The sequence below is a fragment of the Pseudomonas sp. PDM21 genome (assembly GCF_014852505.2).
GTDB lineage: Bacteria > Pseudomonadota > Gammaproteobacteria > Pseudomonadales > Pseudomonadaceae > Pseudomonas.
In genome coordinates this window covers 4,614,240-4,632,341 of record NZ_CM181223.1, presented here as the reverse complement: position 1 = coordinate 4,632,341, position 18,102 = coordinate 4,614,240, and the positions used below count along the sequence as shown (strand labels likewise).

Below are 18,102 nucleotides of genomic sequence, written 5' to 3'. Positions count from 1 at the left end.
CCTCCTGAGTAATGGGGAACTCGAATAGTTTCGAGTTCGACCGGAGGCGCGCGGCTGACATGTATCAATAGCAAGCTAACGGTTTCTGAATGATTCCTGAACGGCAGCCATTATCGTCCTGCCGACAGTGCTCTGCGCGGCGCACAACTGCCAGGCCGCTGGCCGCACGGGCGCGGAGAGGGTCCGCATAACCACCGGCGCGCGGCCGGTGCGCATCACATCATGTGGCGGAAGCGGTTCCAGGCCTGCTCGACGGAGAGCCACCAGGCCGGCATGGCGCTGCCGAAGCCGGCGATCTCCAGGCGCGGGTGGTGGCGCACCACCATGTCCAGCACCGGTTCCTGCTCGGGCTTCACGTCGACGAAGAACACGTGGCGGCCTTCATGCAGGTTGTCCTGGAAGCGGCGTACGTCGCCGCTGGGGCGCTGCAGGCCGAAGAAGCTGCTTTCCCACAGGCTGAAGCCCAGCAGCACCGCGGCGAGGAAGAGCACCGGAATCCAGCCGGCCGCCGTCTGCGTCCAGCCGCTCAGGTAGCCGACCACCAGTACCAGCACGGCCAGCGCGGCACCGATCATCAGGCCGATCTTGCCCCAGTGCACCACGTCCTTCTTCATCATCGAGGGCACTTCGTGAAGGCGGTGCTCCTGCAGTTCCGCGTCGCTGTCGCTGAGCACATGCATCTGTTCGATGCCGATGCCGCTTTCGGAGAGTTCCTGCTCGACCTGCTCCAGGTCGTCCAGGTTGTCGCTGATGTAGTAATGCCTGTTCATGACGAACCTCACGCCCCTCGGAATGAAAGTTCCCCCCAGGGTTCGACCGCCATCTGCCGTGAAATTCGGCAAATATCCGTCGTTCGATGGTTGTCGTCGCAGATCAGTCTACCACCGCGGCGCTGCGGGCTCCGGGGCGCTGCCCGGCGGTCGCGGGGTTGCCAGACCGGTTGCGGGGGCCGAGGATGCAGCTCTCATTGGAAGCATGCCGCTTTCACGCAACGGCGAACGAGGCCGAGAATGATCCGCGAGATTCTCAAGATGGGCGACGAGCGCCTGCTGCGCATCGCCCCACCGGTGCCCGAGTCGATGATCGGCAGCGCCGAGCTGCAGCAACTGATCGATGACATGTTCGAGACCATGCACCACGTCGGCGGCGTCGGTCTGGCCGCGCCGCAGATCGGTGTCGACCTGCAACTGGTGATCTTCGGCTTCGAGCGCAGCGAGCGCTATCCGGACGCGCCAGCGGTGCCGCCGACCATCCTGCTCAACCCGGTGATCACGCCCATCGGCGATGAGCTGGAGGAGGGCTGGGAAGGCTGCCTGTCGGTGCCGGGCCTGCGCGGTGCGGTGAACCGCCATCAGCGCATCCGCTACCAGGGCGTCGACCCGCAGGGGCAGCCTATCGACCGCACTGTGGACGGATTCCACGCCCGCGTGGTGCAGCACGAGTGCGACCACCTGATCGGCCGCCTGTACCCGTCGCGCATTACCGATTTCACCAAGTTCGGCTTTACCGAGGTGCTGTTCCCGGGGCTCGATCCGGGCGCGGATGACTGATCAGGCACGAATCGAGTCAGGGGCAGGCGCAGGATTCTAACTGCGGGAGCGGCGGCGTTCAGTCTTCCTCGTCGAGCTGGTAGCGCGTCGGCACCAGGCTCTCCTTGATCTTGCGCAGGTGCGGCTGGAAGTCCACGCCACGGCGCAGGGTCACGCCGGTGGCGAGCACGTCGAGTACGGTCAGCTGGATGATCCGCGAAGTCATCGGCATATAGATGTCGGTGTCCTCCGGCAGCGGGATGTCCAGGCTCAGGGTGCTGGCGCGAGCCAGCGGCGAGTCGGCGGCGGTCAGGCCGAGCACCGAGGCGCCGTTCTGCCGCGCCAGGTGCGCCACGTCCACCAGCTCGCGTGTGCGACCGGTGTAGGAAATCACCACGAACAGGTCGCCGGTGTGCGCCACCGAGGCGATCATTCGCTGCATCAGCACATCGCTCTGCGCCGACACCGCCAGGTTGAAGCGGAAGAACTTGTGCTGCGCGTCCAGCGCCACGGAGCTGGACGCGCCGAGGCCGAAGAAGTGAATCTGCCGGGCCTGGATCAACAGGTCCACGGCGCGGTCGATCAGCTTCGGGTCGAGTACCTTGTGGGCGCTGTCCAGCGAGGCGATGGTGCTGCTGAAGATCTTGCGCGTGTAGGCCTCGGGGCCGTCGTCGGCGGCCACCGCCTGGGTCACGAAGGCCGCGCCGCTGGCCAGGCTCTGGGCCAGCTGGATCTTCAGCTCCGGGTAGCCGCTCATGCCGAAGGAACGGCAGAAGCGGTTCACCGTCGGCTCGCTGACGCTGGAGGCCTGGGCCAGCGCGGCGATGCTGAAGCGCGTGGCCTGCTGCGGATCGCGCAGGATCACTTCGGCGACCTTGCGCTCGGCCTTGTTCAGCTCTTCCAGACGGCTCTGGATCTGCTCCAGCAGGTTTTTCATCCGTGCTCCTTGGGCAATCGACGGTTGGCCGGGTAGGTGCGGCTAGCGGCGCTATCCTAACGTCAGGCCGGCAGGCGACCAACAACGGCGCGAAGCGGCAAAAATATGTTGTTTAATTACTACATATTTGTCTTAATGCCGGCGTAGAAGGCTAACTATCGTCCAAAATTTGGTTGGTAACAACAAATGCCTGAAGTCCGTGTTCTGCCCTGCACCCTCGCGTTGTTCGGCGCCCTGGGTGATCTCGCCCTGCGCAAGCTGCTGCCGGCGCTCTACCAGCTCGACCGTGAAGACCTGCTGCACCGCGACACCCGCATTCTCGCGCTGGCCCGCGACGACGGCGCCAGCGAAGCCCCCCTGGCGACCATTGAGAGCCGCCTGCGCCAGGCCGTGCCGGCGAAGGAGTGGGACGAAGCCGTCTGGGCCCGCTTCCAGGCGCGCCTGCATCACCTGAGCATGGATTTCCTCGATGCCGGTTCCTACCAGGCGCTGGCTGAGCTGGTGGGTGACGAGAAGACCCTGGTCGCCTACTTCGCTACCGCCGCCTCGGTATTCGGCGGTATCTGCGAGAACCTTGCCGCCGCCGGCCTCGCCGAGCGCACCCGGGTAGTTCTGGAAAAGCCCATCGGCCACGACCTGGAATCGTCCCGCGCGGTCAACGACGCGGTGGCACGCTTCTTCCCGGAAAACCGCATTTACCGGATCGACCACTACCTGGGCAAGGAAACGGTGCAGAACCTCATCGCGCTGCGCTTTGCCAATAGCCTGTTCGAGACCCAGTGGAACCAGAACCACATCTCCCACGTGGAGATCACCGTGGCCGAGAAGGTCGGTATCGAAGGCCGCTGGGGTTACTTCGACAAGGCCGGCCAGCTGCGCGACATGGTGCAGAACCACCTGCTGCAACTGCTCTGCCTGATCGCCATGGACCCGCCGGCGGACCTTACCGCCGACAGCATCCGTGACGAGAAGGTGAAGGTGCTGCGCGCGCTGGAACCCATCGCCCCCGAACAGCTGGCAACCCGCGTAGTGCGTGGCCAGTACACCGCCGGCTACATCGACGGCAAGGCGGTGCCCGGCTACGTCGCCGAGGAGAACGCCAACCCCAACAGCGATGCCGAGACCTTCGTCGCCCTGCGCGTGGATATCCGCAACTGGCGCTGGTCCGGCGTGCCGTTCTACCTGCGTACCGGCAAGCGCATGCCGCAGAAGCACTCGCAGATCGTCATCCACTTCAAGGAACCGCCGCACTACATCTTCGCTCCGGAGCAGCGTTCGCTGATCAGCAACCGGCTGATCATCCGCCTTCAGCCGGACGAGGGCATTTCCCTGCAGGTGATGACCAAGGACCAGGGCCTGGGCAAGGGCATGCAACTGCGCACCGGCCCGCTGCAACTGAATTTCTCCGAAACCTTCCAGACCGCCCGGACGCCGGATGCCTACGAGCGACTGTTGCTGGAAGTCACGCAAGGCAACCAGAACCTGTTCGTCCGCAAGGATGAGATCGAGGCCGCCTGGACATGGTGCGACGGCCTTATCGACGGCTGGGGGCGCCTGGGCGAGGAGCCCAAGCCCTATCCGGCCGGAAGCTGGGGGCCGCAGGCCTCGGTTGCCCTGATCGCACGCGACGGGAGGGACTGGTATGGCGATCTTTGAACCCCAACTGGCTGAAGGCATGGCCTGGAAGACCTGGAACAACGCCGCCGAGCAGGCTCGCGGCCTGGCCGAAGCGGTAGCCGACGCGCTGCGCGAGGCATTGATCGAACGCGGCCGCGCGCTGCTGGTGGTATCCGGCGGGCGCAGCCCGGTGGCTTTCCTCGAAGCCCTGAGTGGCGCCGTGCTGGACTGGTCGAAAGTGGCCGTCAGCCTTGCCGACGAGCGCTGGGTGCCCGAGTCGCATCCGGACAGCAACGCCGGCCTGCTGCGTCGTCACCTGTTCAAGGGCGCGGCAGCCAAGGCGCAGTTCATCGGCATCTACCAGCCGGCAGCCAGCCTGGAAGAAGCGGCCGACAAGGCCGATCGTTACCTGCATGAATTGATGCTGCCCATCGATGTGCTGGTGCTGGGCATGGGCGACGATGGCCACACGGCTTCGCTGTTCCCCGGCAGCACCAATCTGGTGGAGGCGCTCGACCCGGCCGGCACCCGCCGTTGCCTGCCGATGTGGGCGCCGACCGTACCGCACCAGCGCCTGACCCTGACCCGTGCCGTGCTGCAGGGTGCGCGGGTGCAGATCCTGGCCATCCAGGGCGAGTCCAAGCTCGCTACCCTGAGCCAGGCGCTCAGCGACAACGACGACCAGCGCATGCCCATCAATGCGTTCCTGCGTTCGCCTCTTTCGATCCACTGGTGCCCCTGAGGCACGGAGTTACCGCAATGTCTGAACAACACATCCAGCAGATCGATGCCCTCGCGCAGCGTGCTCGCATCCTGCCGGTGATCACCATCGACCGCGAGGCGGACATCCTGCCCATGGCGGATGCTCTGGCAGCCGGCGGCATCACCGTTCTGGAAGTGACCTTGCGGACGTCGCTGGGCCTCACCGCGATTCGTCAGCTGAGCGAGCAGCGCCCGGAGCTGGTTGTCGGCGCCGGCACCGTGCTCGACCCGGAAACCTTCGCCCAGGCGGAAGAGGCGGGGGCGAAGTTCATCGTCACCCCCGGCTGCACCGACGAGTTGCTGCAGTACGCGCTGACCCGCCCGGTGCCGCTGCTGCCCGGCGTGGCCACCGCATCGGAAATCATGGCGGCGTACCGTCATGGCCTGCGCCGCTTCAAGCTGTTCCCGGCGAAGGTCGCCGGCGGCGTGGAAGCGCTCAAGGCGTTTGGCGGGCCGTTCCCGGAGGTCCGTTTCTGCCCCACCGGCGGCGTCGGCCCGGACAACCTCAACGACTACTACCGGCTGGCCAACGTGATGTGCGTGGGCGGCAGCTGGATGCTGCCCAAGGCCGCCATCGACAGCGGCGACTGGGCCACGGTCGAGCGCCTGAGCCGCGAGGCGCTGGCGCTGCTGGACACACACTGAGCTGTCCTGATCTGGAGGTGCCCGGCTTTATGCCGGGCTTTTTTATGGGCGCCGTATACCGCGGCGCACCCTGTAAGAGCGCCCCCTGGGCGCGATCGCGGGCATGGCCCGCTCCTGCAGGGTGGCTCCGGATTCAATCCACCCCGACGAACCCGCCGGTCTGGTGCCGCCATAGCCGCGCATACAGCCCTCCGTGGGCGAGCAGCTCGGCATGGCTGCCGCTCTCGACCACGCGACCGTGCTCCAGTACCACCAGGCGATCCATGCGTGCGATGGTCGAGAGGCGGTGGGCGATGGCGATCACGGTCTTGCCCTGCATCAGGGTTTCCAGGCTTTCCTGGATCGCCGCTTCCACTTCCGAATCCAGCGCCGAGGTGGCTTCGTCGAGGATCAGGATCGGCGCGTCCTTGAGCAGCACGCGGGTGATTGCGATGCGCTGGCGCTGGCCGCCGGAGAGCTTCACGCCGCGCTCGCCGACATGGGCATCGAGGCCGAAGCGGCCTTCGGCATCGCTCAGTTGCGGGATGAACTCCGAGGCGCGGGCCTTCTGGATTGCGTCCTGCAATTCGGCCTCGCCGGCGTCCGGGCGGCCGTAGAGCAGGTTGGAGCGGATCGAACGGTGCAGCAACGAGGTGTCCTGGGTGACCATGCCGATCTGCGCGCGCAGGCTCTCCTGGGTCACGTGGGCGATGTCCTGGCCGTCGATCAGGATGCGTCCGCCCTCCAGGTCGTAGAGGCGCAGCAGCAGGTTTACCAGGGTCGACTTGCCGGCGCCGGAAGGACCGACCAGGCCGATCTTCTCGCCGGGGCGCACGGTCAGCTCGAGGCCGCTGATCAGGCCGCCACCCTTGCCATAGCTGAAGTTCACCTGGTCGAAGCGCACTTCGCCGTGCTTCACCACCAGCGGCTTGGCGTCGGGCGCATCGGTCACCTGACGGGGCAGGGCGATGGTCTGCATGCCGTCCTGTACCTGGCCGACGTTCTCGAAGATGCCGCCGACCACCCACATGATCCAGCCGGACATGTTGTTGATGCGGATGACCAGGCCGGTGGCCAGGGCGATGGCGCCCACCGAGATCAGCGACTGGGTCCACAGCCACAGGGCGAGGCCTGTGGTACCGGCGATCAGCAGTCCGTTGAAGATGGTGATGGTGACGTCCATCGAGGTCACCACGCGCCCAGCGCGCTGAGCCTTGCGGGTCTGGTCGTCGATGGCTTCGCGGGCGTAGTCCTCTTCCTGGCGCGTGTGGGCGAACAGTTTGAGGGTGGTGATGTTGGTGTAGCCGTCGACGATCCGGCCCATGAGTTTCGAGCGCGAATCCGAAGCGATCACCGAGCGCTGCTTCACCTGCGGGATGAAGTAGCCCAGCGCGCCGACGTAGCCGATTACCCACAGTACCAGCGGAATCATCAGGCGCCAGTCCGCCTCGGCGAACAGCACCAGCGCGCTGATGGTGTAGATGAGCACGTGCCAGATGGCGTCGACCACCTGCACGGCGGAGTCGCGCAGGGAGTTGCCGGTCTGCATGATGCGCTGGGCGATGCGCCCGGCGAAGTCGTTCTGGAAGAAGCCCAGGCTCTGCTTGAGTACATAGCGGTGGTTCTGCCAGCGAATCAGGTTGGTCATGCTGGGGTTGATGCTCTGGTGCACCAGCATGTCGTGCAGGCCGTTGAACACGGGGCGCAGCACCAGTGCCACCACGGCCATCCAGATCAGCTCGCGGCCGTGCACGGTGAAAAAGTCGGCGGGGGCGGTGCCCTGGGCGAGGTCGACGATGCGCCCGAGGTAGCTGAACAGTGCGACCTCGATCAGCGCGACGATCAACCCGACGAAGAGCAGAGCGAGGAAAACCGGCCAGACCTGGCGCAGGTAGTAGACGTAGAAGCGGACGACGTCGGAGGGCGGCATGCGCTCGGGGACGTCGCGGAAGGGATCGATCAGACGCTCGAAACGACGGTAAAGCATGATGGCTCTCGGGTTGTGTCGGCGAGCCCGTCCCGGGCTCGCCTTGAATGGCCTCCGTCAGCCGTGGTTGCGCAGAATCACAGACGCTTGGCGGAGAGGATGACCACCGGGGTGGTCGGTACGTCCTGGAACATGCCTTTGTTGCCGGTCTTCACGCCGGCGATCTGGTCGACCACGCCCATGCCGCGCACGACCTTGCCGAAGACTGCGTAGCCGAAGTCGCGGGCGCCGTGGTTGAGGAAATCGTTGCCAGTCAGGTTGATGAAGAACTGGCTGGTGGCGGAGTTCACGTCGCTGGTGCGGGCCATGGCCAGGGTGCCGCGCTCATTGAGCAGGCCGTTGTCGGCCTCGTTCTTGATCGGCGCCTGGGTGTCCTTCTCCTTCATGGCTTCGGTGAAGCCGCCACCCTGGATCATGAAGTTGGGGATCACGCGGTGGAAGATGGTTCCGTTGTAGAAGCCGCTGTCGACGTAGGACAGGTAGTTCTTCACGGAAATCGGCGCCTTGTCGGCGTACAGCTCGATTTCGATTTCACCCGAGGTGGTGGACAGCAGCACGTGGGGCTTGTTGGCGTCGGCGGCGATTGCCGAGCCGGCCAGGACCAGGGAGCAGGCAGCGAGCAGGAAGCGTTTGAACAGGGTCATTTGGCGGATGTTTCCTGAAGGTTCTAGGGATGGTCGACCTGCTCGAGGAAGTCGAGCAGGGTGGTATTGAATCTTTCCGGCTGGTCCAGCGGGGTCGCGTGGCGCGAGTCCTCGATCACCACCAGGCGTGCGTTGGGCATGCGCCCGACATAGGCCTGCTTGAGCGAGACCGGGGTGTAGTCGCGGTCGGCGCTGATCACCAAGGTTGGACAGGTTATGCGCGCCAGGCGTTCCTGCACACCCCAGCCGATGATGGCGTGCAGGCTGGAGAGGTAGGCGCGCTTGTCGTTTTGCGGCCAGCGTTGCTGGATCTTGCGGCGCAGGTCGCTCTGTTCGGGCTTGGGGAAGAGCATCCTGCCCAGCGCCTTGCCCACCGTATCCAGGCCCAGCACGTGGGCGAGGAACAGCCGGCGCGCCACTTCCAGGTACTCGCGCAGGCTGCGGGGTTTCACTTCCGGGGCGCTGTTGACGATGGTCAGGCTGTTCAGCCGCTCCGGCCAGCGGGTAGCCAGTTCGAAGCCGATCATGCCGCCCATGCTGATGCCCACCAGATGCACGCGGCCAAGGCCCAGGTGATCGAGCAGGGCGATCACGTCCTCGGCGAAGGCGGCGATGCTGTAACGCTGGCGCGGTTTGTCCGACTGGCCGTGGCCGCGTACGTCGAGGGCGATCACCCGATGACGTTTCTCCAGCTCCGGCACCTGGTATTCCCAGTCGCGGGTGCTGGAACCGAGCCCATGCACCAGCAGCACCGGCGTGCCGAGTCCGCTTTCCTCGTAGTGCAGGCGATGACCGGCGTGGTCGAAGAACGGCATGACGAGCTCCTTGTTCGTGCGGGCTGTGGCTTCAGGCCGGGCTTTCCGGGGCGGCGAAATGGGCGTCGAGGGGCACGTTGGCGAAGGTGGTCAGCAGTTCCACGAGGATCTGCGTGGCCGGGCCCAGGGGCTTTTCCTTGTTCGGGTAAAGATAGAAGCGGCTCTCGCGCACGCCGCCCTGTTTCATCAGCAGCGGCTTGAGCTGCCCGTCGCGCAGTTCACGCTCGATCATGTGCCGCGGCAGCCAGGCGAAGCCCAGGCCGTTGCTGACGAAGGTGGCGGCGGTGGCGAGGCTGCCGACGGTCCAGCGCTGCTCGGCGCCGAGCCAGCCGACGTCGCGCGGTTGCAGACGGCCGGAGTCGCGGATCACCACCTGCATCTGGGTTTCCAGGTCCTGGTGGGTGACCTCGCGTTGCAGGCGATGCAGCGGATGATCGGGATGGGCGACAGCGACGAAGTCGACGATGGAGAGATCGGCGCCCAGGTGGCCGGGAATGTTCAGGCCACTGATGGCGAGGTCTGCATGGCCCTGCACCAGCGCTTCCTCCACACCCGACAGCACCTCTTCGCGCAGCAGCACGCGGCAGCCGCGGCTCTGTGGCATGAAGGCCGACAGCGAACGCACCAGACGCACGGTGGGGTAGGCGGCGTCGACGACCAGGCGCACTTCCGGCTCCCAGCCCTGTTCCATGTGGTGGGCCAGTTCTTCCAGCTGGCCGGCGGATTTCACCAGTTGCCGCGAGCGGCGTAGCAGTACTTCACCGGCCTCGGTGAGCACGGCCTTGCGTCCGTCGATGCGCAGCAGCGGCACGCCGAGCTGCTCCTGCATGCGCGCCACGGTGTAGCTGATCGACGACTGCGAACGGTGCAGGGCTTCGGCCGCCTGGGCGAAGCCGCCGTGATCGACCACGGCCTGCAGGGTTCTCCACTGATCCAGGGTAACGCGGGGCGCTTTCATCCTCGCTTCCTCTTGTCTACTCTGGCGGTCCGCAGAAGACCAACAAGAGACCGCCATGAAAAAATTCTGTTGTGCCGTTCTGGCCATGTTGCCGCTGACCGCCCTGGCCTATCCCATCGAAGTGCAGAAGAGCCTCAATGGCACCGAGATGGACATCGAGACCCAGGATATCGGCGACCAGATGGGGGCGATCCTCTTGCGCAACGGCGGCCAGCAGCCGGTGACCTGCACCGCGGTCTTCGTCAACGGTCCCGAGACGCCGCATGTGCGCAAGGCCACCATTGCGCCAGGCAAGGAGGCCAACCTGACTTCCAGCTTCAGCCGCGCAGTGATCAAGCTGCGGATCAAGCTGACCTGCAATCCTTCCTGAGCTCCCGACAAGACTAGAAGCTGTCAGGCAAGAAATCAATTTATTCGATAATTAGAAGCGACTATTTACGCTTTTTTATCGATTTGTTCATATTTAGGATGACCTCCATCGACACATTCAACGACCGATGGAGGTCCAGTCCATGTCCCGCGTTCTGGTTATCGAAAGCAGTGCCCGTCAGGAAGGTTCCGTTTCCCGCCAGCTGACCCGCGATTTCATCGCCCAGTGGCAGGCCGCCCACCCGGCCGACGACGTCCAGGTCCGCGACCTGGCCGTCGAGCAGGTGCCGCACCTGGACGCCAACCTGCTGGGCGGCTGGATGAAGCCGGCTCAGGAGCACAGCGAGATCGAACGCGCCGCTCTGGAACGCTCCAACCAGCTGACTGCCGAACTGCAGGCCGCCGACGTGCTGGTCCTGGCTGCGCCGATGTACAACTTCGCCATCCCCAGCACCCTGAAGTCCTGGCTGGACCACGTGCTGCGCGCCGGCGTCACCTTCAAGTACACCGAGACCGGCCCGCAGGGTCTGCTCACCGGCAAGCGCGCCTTCGTCCTGACCAGCCGTGGCGGCGTCTACGCCGGCGGTGCGCTGGACCACCAGGAACCCTACCTGCGCCAGGCGCTGGGCTTTGTCGGCATCCACGACGTGACCTTCATCCATGCCGAAGGCCTGAACATGGGCGGCGAATTCGCCGAGAAGGGCCTGGCCAAGGCCAAGGCGCAGCTCGCCGCCATCGCCTGATCTGCTTTTCTCCCTTGCGCGTCCTTCCGCTCCTGGACGCGACCGTGGCCGATCGCCTCCCCGGGGATCGGCCATTTTTTATTTGCCAACTACTTGACCGGATGAAAACACATCCTTTCTGTTCGGGCTGTTCAAAGCATGACCAGCATGCTAAAAGAACCTAGAGCTGATCTAGCCGCTTGAAAAAGAAGGGAAAACCATGACCAAGTCGGAGTTGATCGAGAGAATCGTCACCCATCAGGGGCAGCTTTCCGCAAAGGATGTGGAGCTGGCGATCAAGACCATGCTTGAGCAAATGTCCCAGGCTCTGGCCACTGGGGATCGCATCGAAATCCGGGGTTTCGGTAGCTTCTCGCTGCATTACCGTGCGCCGCGCACCGGCCGTAATCCGAAGACTGGCGAGTCCGTGCGCCTGGACGGCAAGTTCGTCCCGCACTTCAAGCCCGGCAAGGAGCTGCGCGACCGCGTCAACGAGCCCGAGTGACCCCGGGGTATCCGTCTTCAAGAAGGAGTGTCCATGCTTCGGGCAAAACGTTTCCTGCTGATTCTGGCGCTGGTCGTCCTGGCCGCCGTCGTCGTGGTTTTCGTCCTTGAAAACCTGCAGCCCGCGCAACTGACCTTCCTCGGCTGGCAGTCTCCGCAGTGGCCGCTGGTGGTCTTCATCTCCCTTGCCTTCATTGTTGGCGGCGTGATCGGCCTTTTGCTGAGCATTCCCTTCCGCGCGAAGACGCACGTCCGCATGACCGGGCTGCGCTCCGAAGTCACCCGCTTCCGCAAGGAGAATGACGCGCTGCGTGAAAAGTCGCTGACGGACCATGCCTAGCGTCATCGCCACGCTGTTCTTCTTCTGCGCCCTGGCCATCGGCTGGTGGATGGGGCGTCGCTCTCTTTCCCGAACCCGGTCAGCGCCCGAAACGAACCTCCGGGCGCGCGTCCACAGCATGCATAACCTGCTGGAGCGGCACTCCGACGACGCGCTGGAAAGCCTTTCCCAGGGCCTGGTCGTCAGCCCGGAAACGCTCGAAAGCCACCTGCACGTTGGCAACCTGTTCCGCCGTCGCGGCGATATCGAAAAGGCCATCCACATCCACCAGGATTTGCTGGGTCGAGCTGGCGAGGATGGCTCGCTTGTGGCGCAAGTACGCCTGGAACTGGCCCGTGACTACATTGCTGGCGGCTTGCTCGGCAGTGCCGAAGAGTTGCTGGACGAGCTGATCCAGCAGCGTGATGAGCCCATCTCTCTCGAGGCGCTCGACGAGCAGCGGCTGATCTGTGAACGCGAGAAGAACTGGTCGCGCGCCATCGAACTGGCCGCCCGGCTGGTACCGAGCCGTCCCGAGCTGAGCGCCGCGCTGGCCAACTATTACTGCGAGCTCGCTCAGGAAAAAGGCAAGACCGGGGATCGCAGTGCCATGCAGGAATTGCTGCGCGAGGCTCGTCGCGTCGACAAGCGCTGCGTACGCGCTCTGCTGATGCGGCTGGATTGCGAGTTGTGGCGCAAGGATCCGGCCGCTGCTGTCGCCACCATCGGCGAGCTGGCGAGCGATGCCAAGGCCTTCCTGGGCGAGATCGTTCCGCTGTTGCGTCGTCACGACGGTCTTGCCCGGCCCGAGGTGCTGGCCTGTTTGCGCGAGCTTGCAGAGGGCGAGGAAGTGCCTCCGGCGATCCTCGCGTTGTTGGCCGAAAGCGAGCCGCCGGGACGCTCTTCCAGCTGGCGCGAGAGTTTGTTGCAGCGGGTGGAACGCCATCCTTCCTGGCAAGGTGTGGGCGAATACCTGGAAGTGGTCGGGAGCGACACTGAAAAAGATTCGGCGACGGGAAAAATCGCTCCAATAATCACCGGGTTGTATAAGACAATGCCGCGCTATCGATGCGGCAAGTGTGGTTTTGCCGGTCGCGAACTGCACTGGCAATGTCCCAGTTGCCACGCTTGGAATGCCCTGCGGCCGGTCATTTCGCCGCTCTGACGCGTTCGCTCAAACATGGAAGACGCCGCAGGCGTCAGCTTCTGCAGGTACTGGATTGAAGGTTCTACTCACGGGCGCAAGCGGTTTTGTCGGCCGAGGCGTACTGGCGCGTTTGTGCCAGGAAGATCACGTGCAGGTTCGCGTTGCCCAGCGTGGCGCCATTGCGCAATACCCTGAAGGTGTTGAAGTGGCGCTCATCGACGGGTTGAGCGTGGCGCAATCCTGGATGCAGGCATTGCAAGGGGTTGATGTGGTGATCCACTGCGCTGCCCGCGTTCATGTCATGGACGAGCAGGCGGCGGACCCGCTTGCCGAGTTTCGCGCGGTAAACGTCGAGGCGACCCGGCATCTGGCGCAGCAGGCCGCGGCAGCCGGTGCGAAGCGGTTCGTCTTTGTCAGTTCGATCAAGGTCAATGGCGAGGAGACTGCTCCGGGCCATCCCTTTACTGCTGACGCCGAGCCGAAACCGCAGGACCCTTACGGCCAGTCCAAGCTCGAAGCCGAGCAGGCCCTGTTCGATGTCGCCCGGCAGACCGGGCTCGAAGTCGCCGTGGTGCGCCCGCCGCTGGTCTATGGTCCGGGTGTGAAGGCCAATTTCGCCAGCCTGATGCGCGCCTTGCAGCGTCGCCTGCCGTTGCCATTCGGCTCCATCGACAATCGCCGCAGTCTGGTCGCGCGGGACAATCTGGTCGATCTGCTGCTGCTTTGCGCACGCCATCCCGCGGCCGCCGGGCAGGTGTTCCTGGTGAGCGACGGTGAAGATTTGTCGACGGCACAGCTTTGCCGTGGTCTCAGCAAGGCCCTGGGGGTTCGCCCGCGGCTACTGCCGGTTCCGGCTGCGCTGTTGCGCCTGCTGGGGCTGCTGGCCGGGCGGAGCCAGCAGGTCCAGCGCTTGCTGGGGTCGCTGCAGGTGGATATCTCCACGACGCGCAGCCGATTGGGCTGGACTCCGCCGGTCAGTGTCGAGCAGGCCCTGAGGGCAGCAGCGCAGGGATGTGGTCAGGAGCAGGGACGATGAGCATGGCTATTCTGCTGGCGGCTGTGTTCATCGCATCCTGTGCGATGACGGCCGGCGTGCGCCGTTATGCGCTGGCGCGCAGCATCATGGATATTCCCAATGCCCGGAGCTCACACCAGATTCCGACGCCGCGTGGTGGTGGCGTTGCCATCGTGCTGGGTTTTCTGGGCTGTCTGCCCTTGGCTGGTGCTCTCGGTGCGGTGGAAGCGAGCAGCCTGTTGGCCCTGCTGCCGGCCGGCGCGCTGGTTGCGGTCATTGGTTTCCTCGATGATCACCGTCATATTCCGGCGCGTTGGCGGTTGCTGGGGCATTTTGTCGCCGCGTTCTGGCTGCTTGGCTGGCTGGGCGGGCTGCCTGCGCTGGCTGTGCCGTGGGGGACGCTGAACCTGGGAATGGCCGGCGACCTGCTGGGCGCGGTATTCCTGGTCTGGGTGCTCAACCTTTACAACTTCATGGACGGCATCGATGGGATCGCCGGTCTGGAAGCCATCAGTGTCTGTCTGGGCGGGGCACTCTGCGGGTGGTTCGTCGGAGACTGGCAGCTGGTTTGGTTGCCCTTGATCCTGGGCATGGCGGCGACGGGCTTCCTGATCTGGAATTTCCCTCCGGCGCGGATCTTCATGGGAGATGCGGGCAGTGGTTTCCTCGGGTTGATGATCGGAGGGCTGGCGCTGCAGGCGGGGGCGGTGTCCGCACCCCTGATCTGGAGTTGGCTGATCCTGCTCGGCGTGTTCGTGGTAGATGCCACCTTCACGCTGATCCACCGTCTGGTGCGTGGCGAACGGGTCTACGAGGCCCATCGCAGCCATGCCTACCAGCGCGCTTCGCGCCGTTACGGTAGCCACTTGCGGGTGTCGTTGATGGTGACTGCCGTCAATTTGATTTGGCTCATGCCATTGGCATTGCTGGTGGCACTCGGGCATGTTTCGGGTTTGCTGGGGCTGTTTGTGGCCTATGCTCCCTTGGTGCTTGTCGTAGCTCATCTGGGTGCAGGTCGTCCGGATGAACAGGATGTGAGCTGAACTCCACCGGATCTGGTGGTCAATGTAGCGGGTGAGAAACTTTTCTCCGCTCGGGATTAAGGACAAGCGCTGATGCTTCGAGAACGCCTGCTGAGGCTTCCGAGACGACATAAACGATTGCTGCAGGTCGTCACTGACATCTGTCTGGTGTGGTTCGCGCTTTGGCTGGCGTTCATCGTACGGCTGGGTACAGAAGATCTGGAGTACCCGTTCCGGGTGCACGGATGGTTGTTCGTCGCGGCGCCGGCGGTGGCGATTCCGCTGTTTATTCGCTTCGGCATGTACCGCGCGGTGATGCGCTATCTCGGCAATGACGCGCTGATCGCCATCTGGAAAGCGGTGACGATCTCGGCGCTGTTGCTGTCGCTGGTGGTTTACTGGAACCGCTCGGTGACCGAGGCGGTGCCGCGCTCGCTGGTGCTGAACTACTGGTGGCTGAGCCTGCTGATGATCGGCGGCCTGCGCCTGGCCATGCGCCAATATTTCATGGGGGACTGGTACAGCGCGGTCCAGGCTGTTCCGTTCCTCAAGCAGCAGGATGGCCTACCCAAGGTGGCCGTCTATGGTGCCGGCTCCGCCGGTAACCAATTGGTGGCGGCGTTGCGCCTGGGGCGTGCGATGCGCCCAGTGGCTTTCATCGATGACGATGACGAGATCGCCAACCGCATTATTGCTGGTCTGCGCGTCTACAAGCCCAAGCATATCCAGCAGATGATCGACGAAACCGGTGTGCAGGAAGTACTGCTGGCGATCCCTTCTGCGACCCGCGCCCGGCGCCGTGAAATCCTCGGTCTGCTCGAACCCTACCCGGTTCACGTGCGGAGCGTGCCGGGATTCATCGAGCTGGCTAACGGCCGCGTGCGGGTGGATGACATCCAGGAAGTGGATATCGCGGACTTGCTGGGGCGCGACCCGGTCGAGCCGCGCAAGGAGCTGTTCGAGCACTGCATTCGTGGCGAGGTCGTGATGGTCACCGGTGCCGGTGGCTCCATCGGTTCGGAGCTCTGCCGCCAGATCCTCGGCTCATCACCCACCGTGCTGGTACTGTTCGAGCACAGCGAATACAACCTCTACCGCGTGCACCAGGAACTGGAAAACCGCATCAAGCGCGAGTCCCTCGCGGTGCAGCTGGTGCCGATCCTCGGCTCCGTCCGCAGTGCCGAGCGCCTGCTGGATGTGATGCGTACCTGGAAGGTCGCCACGGTCTATCACGCTGCGGCCTACAAGCACGTGCCCATCGTTGAGCACAACATTTCCGAGGGGGTGCTGAACAATGTGATGGGCACCCTGCATACCGCCCAGGTGGCAGTGCAGGCCGGTGTCGAGCACTTCGTGCTGATCTCCACCGACAAGGCGGTGCGCCCGACCAATGTCATGGGCAGTACCAAGCGCCTGGCGGAGATGATCCTGCAGGCACTGAGCCAGGAGTCCGCTCCGGTGCTGTTCGGCGACAAGTCAGGGGTGCACCAGGTCAACAAGACCCGTTTCACCATGGTCCGCTTCGGCAATGTGCTGGGCTCGTCCGGCTCCGTCATTCCTCTGTTCCGCGAGCAGATCAAGCGCGGTGGGCCAGTCACCGTGACCCATCCGGGTATCACCCGGTACTTCATGACTATCCCCGAGGCAGCCCAACTGGTGATCCAGGCCGGCTCCATGGGGCGCGGCGGCGATGTCTTCGTGCTGGACATGGGGCAGCCGGTGAAGATCCTCGAGTTGGCCGAGCGGATGATCCACCTGTCGGGTCTTAGCGTTCGTTCCGAGCGCACGCCCCACGGTGATATCTCCATCGAGTTCAGCGGTCTGCGGCCCGGCGAGAAGCTCTACGAGGAACTGCTGATCGGTGACAACGTCAGCGCCACCGAGCATCCGATGATCATGAAGGCCAACGAGGAACTGATGCCGTGGGAGGGCTTCAAGCTCGTCCTGGCGGATCTGCTCAAGGCCGTGGACCAGGGCAACTACGCGCGGGTTCGGCAACTGTTGCGGGAAACCGTCAGCGGCTATTGCCCCGAGGGCGAGATCGTCGATCTGATCCACCAGCAGCGGCGGATGGAGCCCTGATCCAGGGCTCCTAGCAGGTGCGGCGGTCGCCGCGTCTGCGAGTATCGTCAGTCCTTTCCTGGCGATCTGTCGGCGTCGCCGGAAACTGCCGCCGACTCTCTAAACCAAGGTTTTCACGAGTGTTCCTGGCGATATGGTCACTGGGCGGCGCCGTCGCGCCCGCCTAGAAGCCTCTCATTCCAGGGAATGACTCATGAAGAAGAACCTGCGTTCCATTGCCAGCCTGATTCTGCTCACCAGCCTCTCATTTGGCGGTTTCGCCCAGGCAGCCACCAGCGTCCAGCCTGCCGCCAAGCCGGCGGCCGAAGCGCCGGCGCCGACTACCAAGGCACCTGTCTCCCAGGTCGAGGCAGTGAATATCAATACGGCGTCCGTCGAAGAGCTGCAGAAGTCCCTGAAGGGCATCGGCAAGGTGAAGGCCCAGGCCATCGTTGACTACCGGACCAGCAATGGGCCGTTCACCACAGTTGATCAGTTGCTCGAGGTGAAGGGCATTGGCAAGGGCACCCTGGACAAGAACCGCGACAGGATTTCGCTCTGAGTCTTTGCCTGCTGAAATGAAAAAGCCGGTCGATGACCGGTTTTTTCATGGAGGTATCGGGAGAGGGCGCTTTCGAAGCCCAATAAAAAAGCCCCCAGCGTGTGCCGAGGGCTTTGAATTTTGGCTCCGCGACCTGGCGAAGGCGTCAGCCGAACACGCTTCAGCGCGGCCCCGAAGGGGGAATCACCTGGGACGCAGTCCCTGGAGAGAGTCCAGCGCCCAATAAAAAAGCCCCCGGCGTGTGCCGAGGGCTTTGAATTTTGGCTCCGCGACCTGGACTCGACGGCGTCAGCCGAACGCGCTTCAGCGCGGCCCCGAAGGGGGGATCACCTGGGACGCAGTCCCTGGAGAGAGTCCAGCACCCAATAAAAAAGCCCCCGGCATGTGCCGAGGGCTTCGAATTTGGCTCCGCGACCTGGACTCGAACCAGGGACCCAATGATTAACAGTCATTTGCTCTACCGACTGAGCTATCGCGGAACAACGGAGCGTATCTTACTGATTAAAAA

General features: G+C 64.2%; 19 protein-coding genes and 1 tRNA gene. 13 read left to right on the top strand and 7 right to left on the bottom strand.

Translation table 11 applies throughout. From position 1 onward, the window contains the following. Positions 1-215: 215 nt before the first annotated feature. Complete coding sequence (locus IB275_RS21185) at positions 216-770, bottom strand: magnesium transporter (protein WP_192290942.1); 555 nt, start codon at positions 768-770, stop codon at positions 216-218. Between the two features lie 240 nt (positions 771-1,010). On the opposite strand from IB275_RS21185, the gene def reads away from it, so the two are divergent. Next, the gene (def, locus tag IB275_RS21180; RefSeq protein WP_192290940.1) at positions 1,011-1,550 is read left to right on the top strand and encodes a peptide deformylase; all 540 of its coding nucleotides are present in this window, start codon (positions 1,011-1,013) and stop codon (positions 1,548-1,550) included. A gap of 58 nt (positions 1,551-1,608) precedes the next feature. On the opposite strand, the gene IB275_RS21175 is transcribed toward def, so the two are convergent. Next, positions 1,609-2,466 (bottom strand): MurR/RpiR family transcriptional regulator, encoded by an 858-nt coding sequence (locus tag IB275_RS21175; RefSeq protein ID WP_081519328.1) that lies wholly within the window; start codon positions 2,464-2,466, stop codon positions 1,609-1,611. A gap of 186 nt (positions 2,467-2,652) precedes the next feature. On the opposite strand from IB275_RS21175, the gene zwf reads away from it, so the two are divergent. From zwf to IB275_RS21160, 3 genes are read left to right on the top strand one after another with little or no spacing between them, the layout of a single operon-like run. Beyond that, positions 2,653-4,122, top strand: coding sequence for a glucose-6-phosphate dehydrogenase (zwf, locus tag IB275_RS21170; RefSeq protein ID WP_192290938.1), 1,470 nt, complete (start codon positions 2,653-2,655; stop codon positions 4,120-4,122). After that, complete coding sequence (gene pgl, locus IB275_RS21165) at positions 4,109-4,825, top strand: 6-phosphogluconolactonase (protein ID WP_081519330.1); 717 nt, start codon at positions 4,109-4,111, stop codon at positions 4,823-4,825. The genes zwf and pgl overlap by 14 nt, the downstream gene beginning before the upstream one ends. A 17-nt stretch (positions 4,826-4,842) precedes the next feature. Next, complete coding sequence (locus tag IB275_RS21160; RefSeq protein WP_192290936.1) at positions 4,843-5,490, top strand: bifunctional 4-hydroxy-2-oxoglutarate aldolase/2-dehydro-3-deoxy-phosphogluconate aldolase; 648 nt, start codon at positions 4,843-4,845, stop codon at positions 5,488-5,490. A gap of 133 nt (positions 5,491-5,623) precedes the next feature. Here IB275_RS21160 and IB275_RS21155 read toward each other — a convergent pair whose 3' ends face one another. The 4 genes from IB275_RS21155 to IB275_RS21140 form a co-directional block, all read right to left on the bottom strand. Next, positions 5,624-7,456, bottom strand: a complete 1,833-nt coding sequence (locus IB275_RS21155) for an ABC transporter ATP-binding protein (protein ID WP_192290934.1) — start codon at positions 7,454-7,456, stop codon at positions 5,624-5,626. A 77-nt stretch (positions 7,457-7,533) separates the two neighbouring features. Next, on the bottom strand, positions 7,534-8,094 hold the full coding sequence (locus tag IB275_RS21150; protein ID WP_225601650.1) for a peptidylprolyl isomerase: 561 nt from the start codon (positions 8,092-8,094) through the stop codon (positions 7,534-7,536). Between the two features lie 29 nt (positions 8,095-8,123). Further along, the gene (locus IB275_RS21145) at positions 8,124-8,915 is read right to left on the bottom strand and encodes an alpha/beta fold hydrolase (RefSeq protein ID WP_151187814.1); all 792 of its coding nucleotides are present in this window, start codon (positions 8,913-8,915) and stop codon (positions 8,124-8,126) included. Positions 8,916-8,946: 31 nt separating this feature from the next. Then, positions 8,947-9,873 (bottom strand): PA3225 family LysR-type transcriptional regulator, encoded by a 927-nt coding sequence (locus IB275_RS21140; RefSeq protein WP_081519335.1) that lies wholly within the window; start codon positions 9,871-9,873, stop codon positions 8,947-8,949. A 55-nt stretch (positions 9,874-9,928) separates the two neighbouring features. Here IB275_RS21140 and IB275_RS21135 point away from each other — a divergent pair, with 55 nt between their 5' ends. The 9 genes from IB275_RS21135 to IB275_RS21095 all read left to right on the top strand — a co-directional run bounded on the left by IB275_RS21135 (position 9,929) and on the right by IB275_RS21095 (position 17,594). After that, on the top strand, positions 9,929-10,243 hold the full coding sequence (locus tag IB275_RS21135; RefSeq protein WP_081519336.1) for a 3-phosphoglycerate kinase: 315 nt from the start codon (positions 9,929-9,931) through the stop codon (positions 10,241-10,243). A 142-nt stretch (positions 10,244-10,385) separates the two neighbouring features. Then, positions 10,386-10,985: an FMN-dependent NADH-azoreductase gene (locus IB275_RS21130; RefSeq protein WP_138215036.1), complete on the top strand. Its 600-nt coding sequence runs from the start codon at positions 10,386-10,388 to the stop codon at positions 10,983-10,985. 199 nt (positions 10,986-11,184) lie between these two features. Then, positions 11,185-11,469, top strand: a complete 285-nt coding sequence (ihfB, locus tag IB275_RS21125) for an integration host factor subunit beta (protein ID WP_015478091.1) — start codon at positions 11,185-11,187, stop codon at positions 11,467-11,469. Positions 11,470-11,502: 33 nt separating this feature from the next. After that, entirely contained in the window at positions 11,503-11,808 is a 306-nt protein-coding gene (locus IB275_RS21120; protein ID WP_081519338.1) for a LapA family protein, read from the top strand. Next, positions 11,801-12,952, top strand: a complete 1,152-nt coding sequence (locus IB275_RS21115) for a tetratricopeptide repeat protein (protein WP_192290933.1) — start codon at positions 11,801-11,803, stop codon at positions 12,950-12,952. Before IB275_RS21120 ends, IB275_RS21115 begins: the two co-directional genes overlap by 8 nt. Positions 12,953-13,007: 55 nt before the next feature. Next, positions 13,008-13,970, top strand: a complete 963-nt coding sequence (locus IB275_RS21110) for a UDP-glucose 4-epimerase family protein (protein WP_192290931.1) — start codon at positions 13,008-13,010, stop codon at positions 13,968-13,970. After that, the gene (locus IB275_RS21105) at positions 13,967-14,992 is read left to right on the top strand and encodes an MraY family glycosyltransferase (RefSeq protein ID WP_192290929.1); all 1,026 of its coding nucleotides are present in this window, start codon (positions 13,967-13,969) and stop codon (positions 14,990-14,992) included. Before IB275_RS21110 ends, IB275_RS21105 begins: the two co-directional genes overlap by 4 nt. A 72-nt stretch (positions 14,993-15,064) precedes the next feature. Beyond that, positions 15,065-17,053 carry a polysaccharide biosynthesis protein gene (locus IB275_RS21100; protein ID WP_192290927.1) on the top strand — a complete coding sequence of 663 codons (1,989 nt, stop codon included), beginning with the start codon at positions 15,065-15,067 and terminating at the stop codon, positions 17,051-17,053. A gap of 193 nt (positions 17,054-17,246) precedes the next feature. Beyond that, positions 17,247-17,594, top strand: a complete 348-nt coding sequence (locus tag IB275_RS21095) for a ComEA family DNA-binding protein (protein WP_192290925.1) — start codon at positions 17,247-17,249, stop codon at positions 17,592-17,594. A gap of 403 nt (positions 17,595-17,997) precedes the next feature. Here IB275_RS21095 and IB275_RS21090 read toward each other — a convergent pair. Further along, positions 17,998-18,073, bottom strand: a tRNA-Asn gene (locus IB275_RS21090). Between the last annotated feature and the right edge of the window lie 29 nt (positions 18,074-18,102).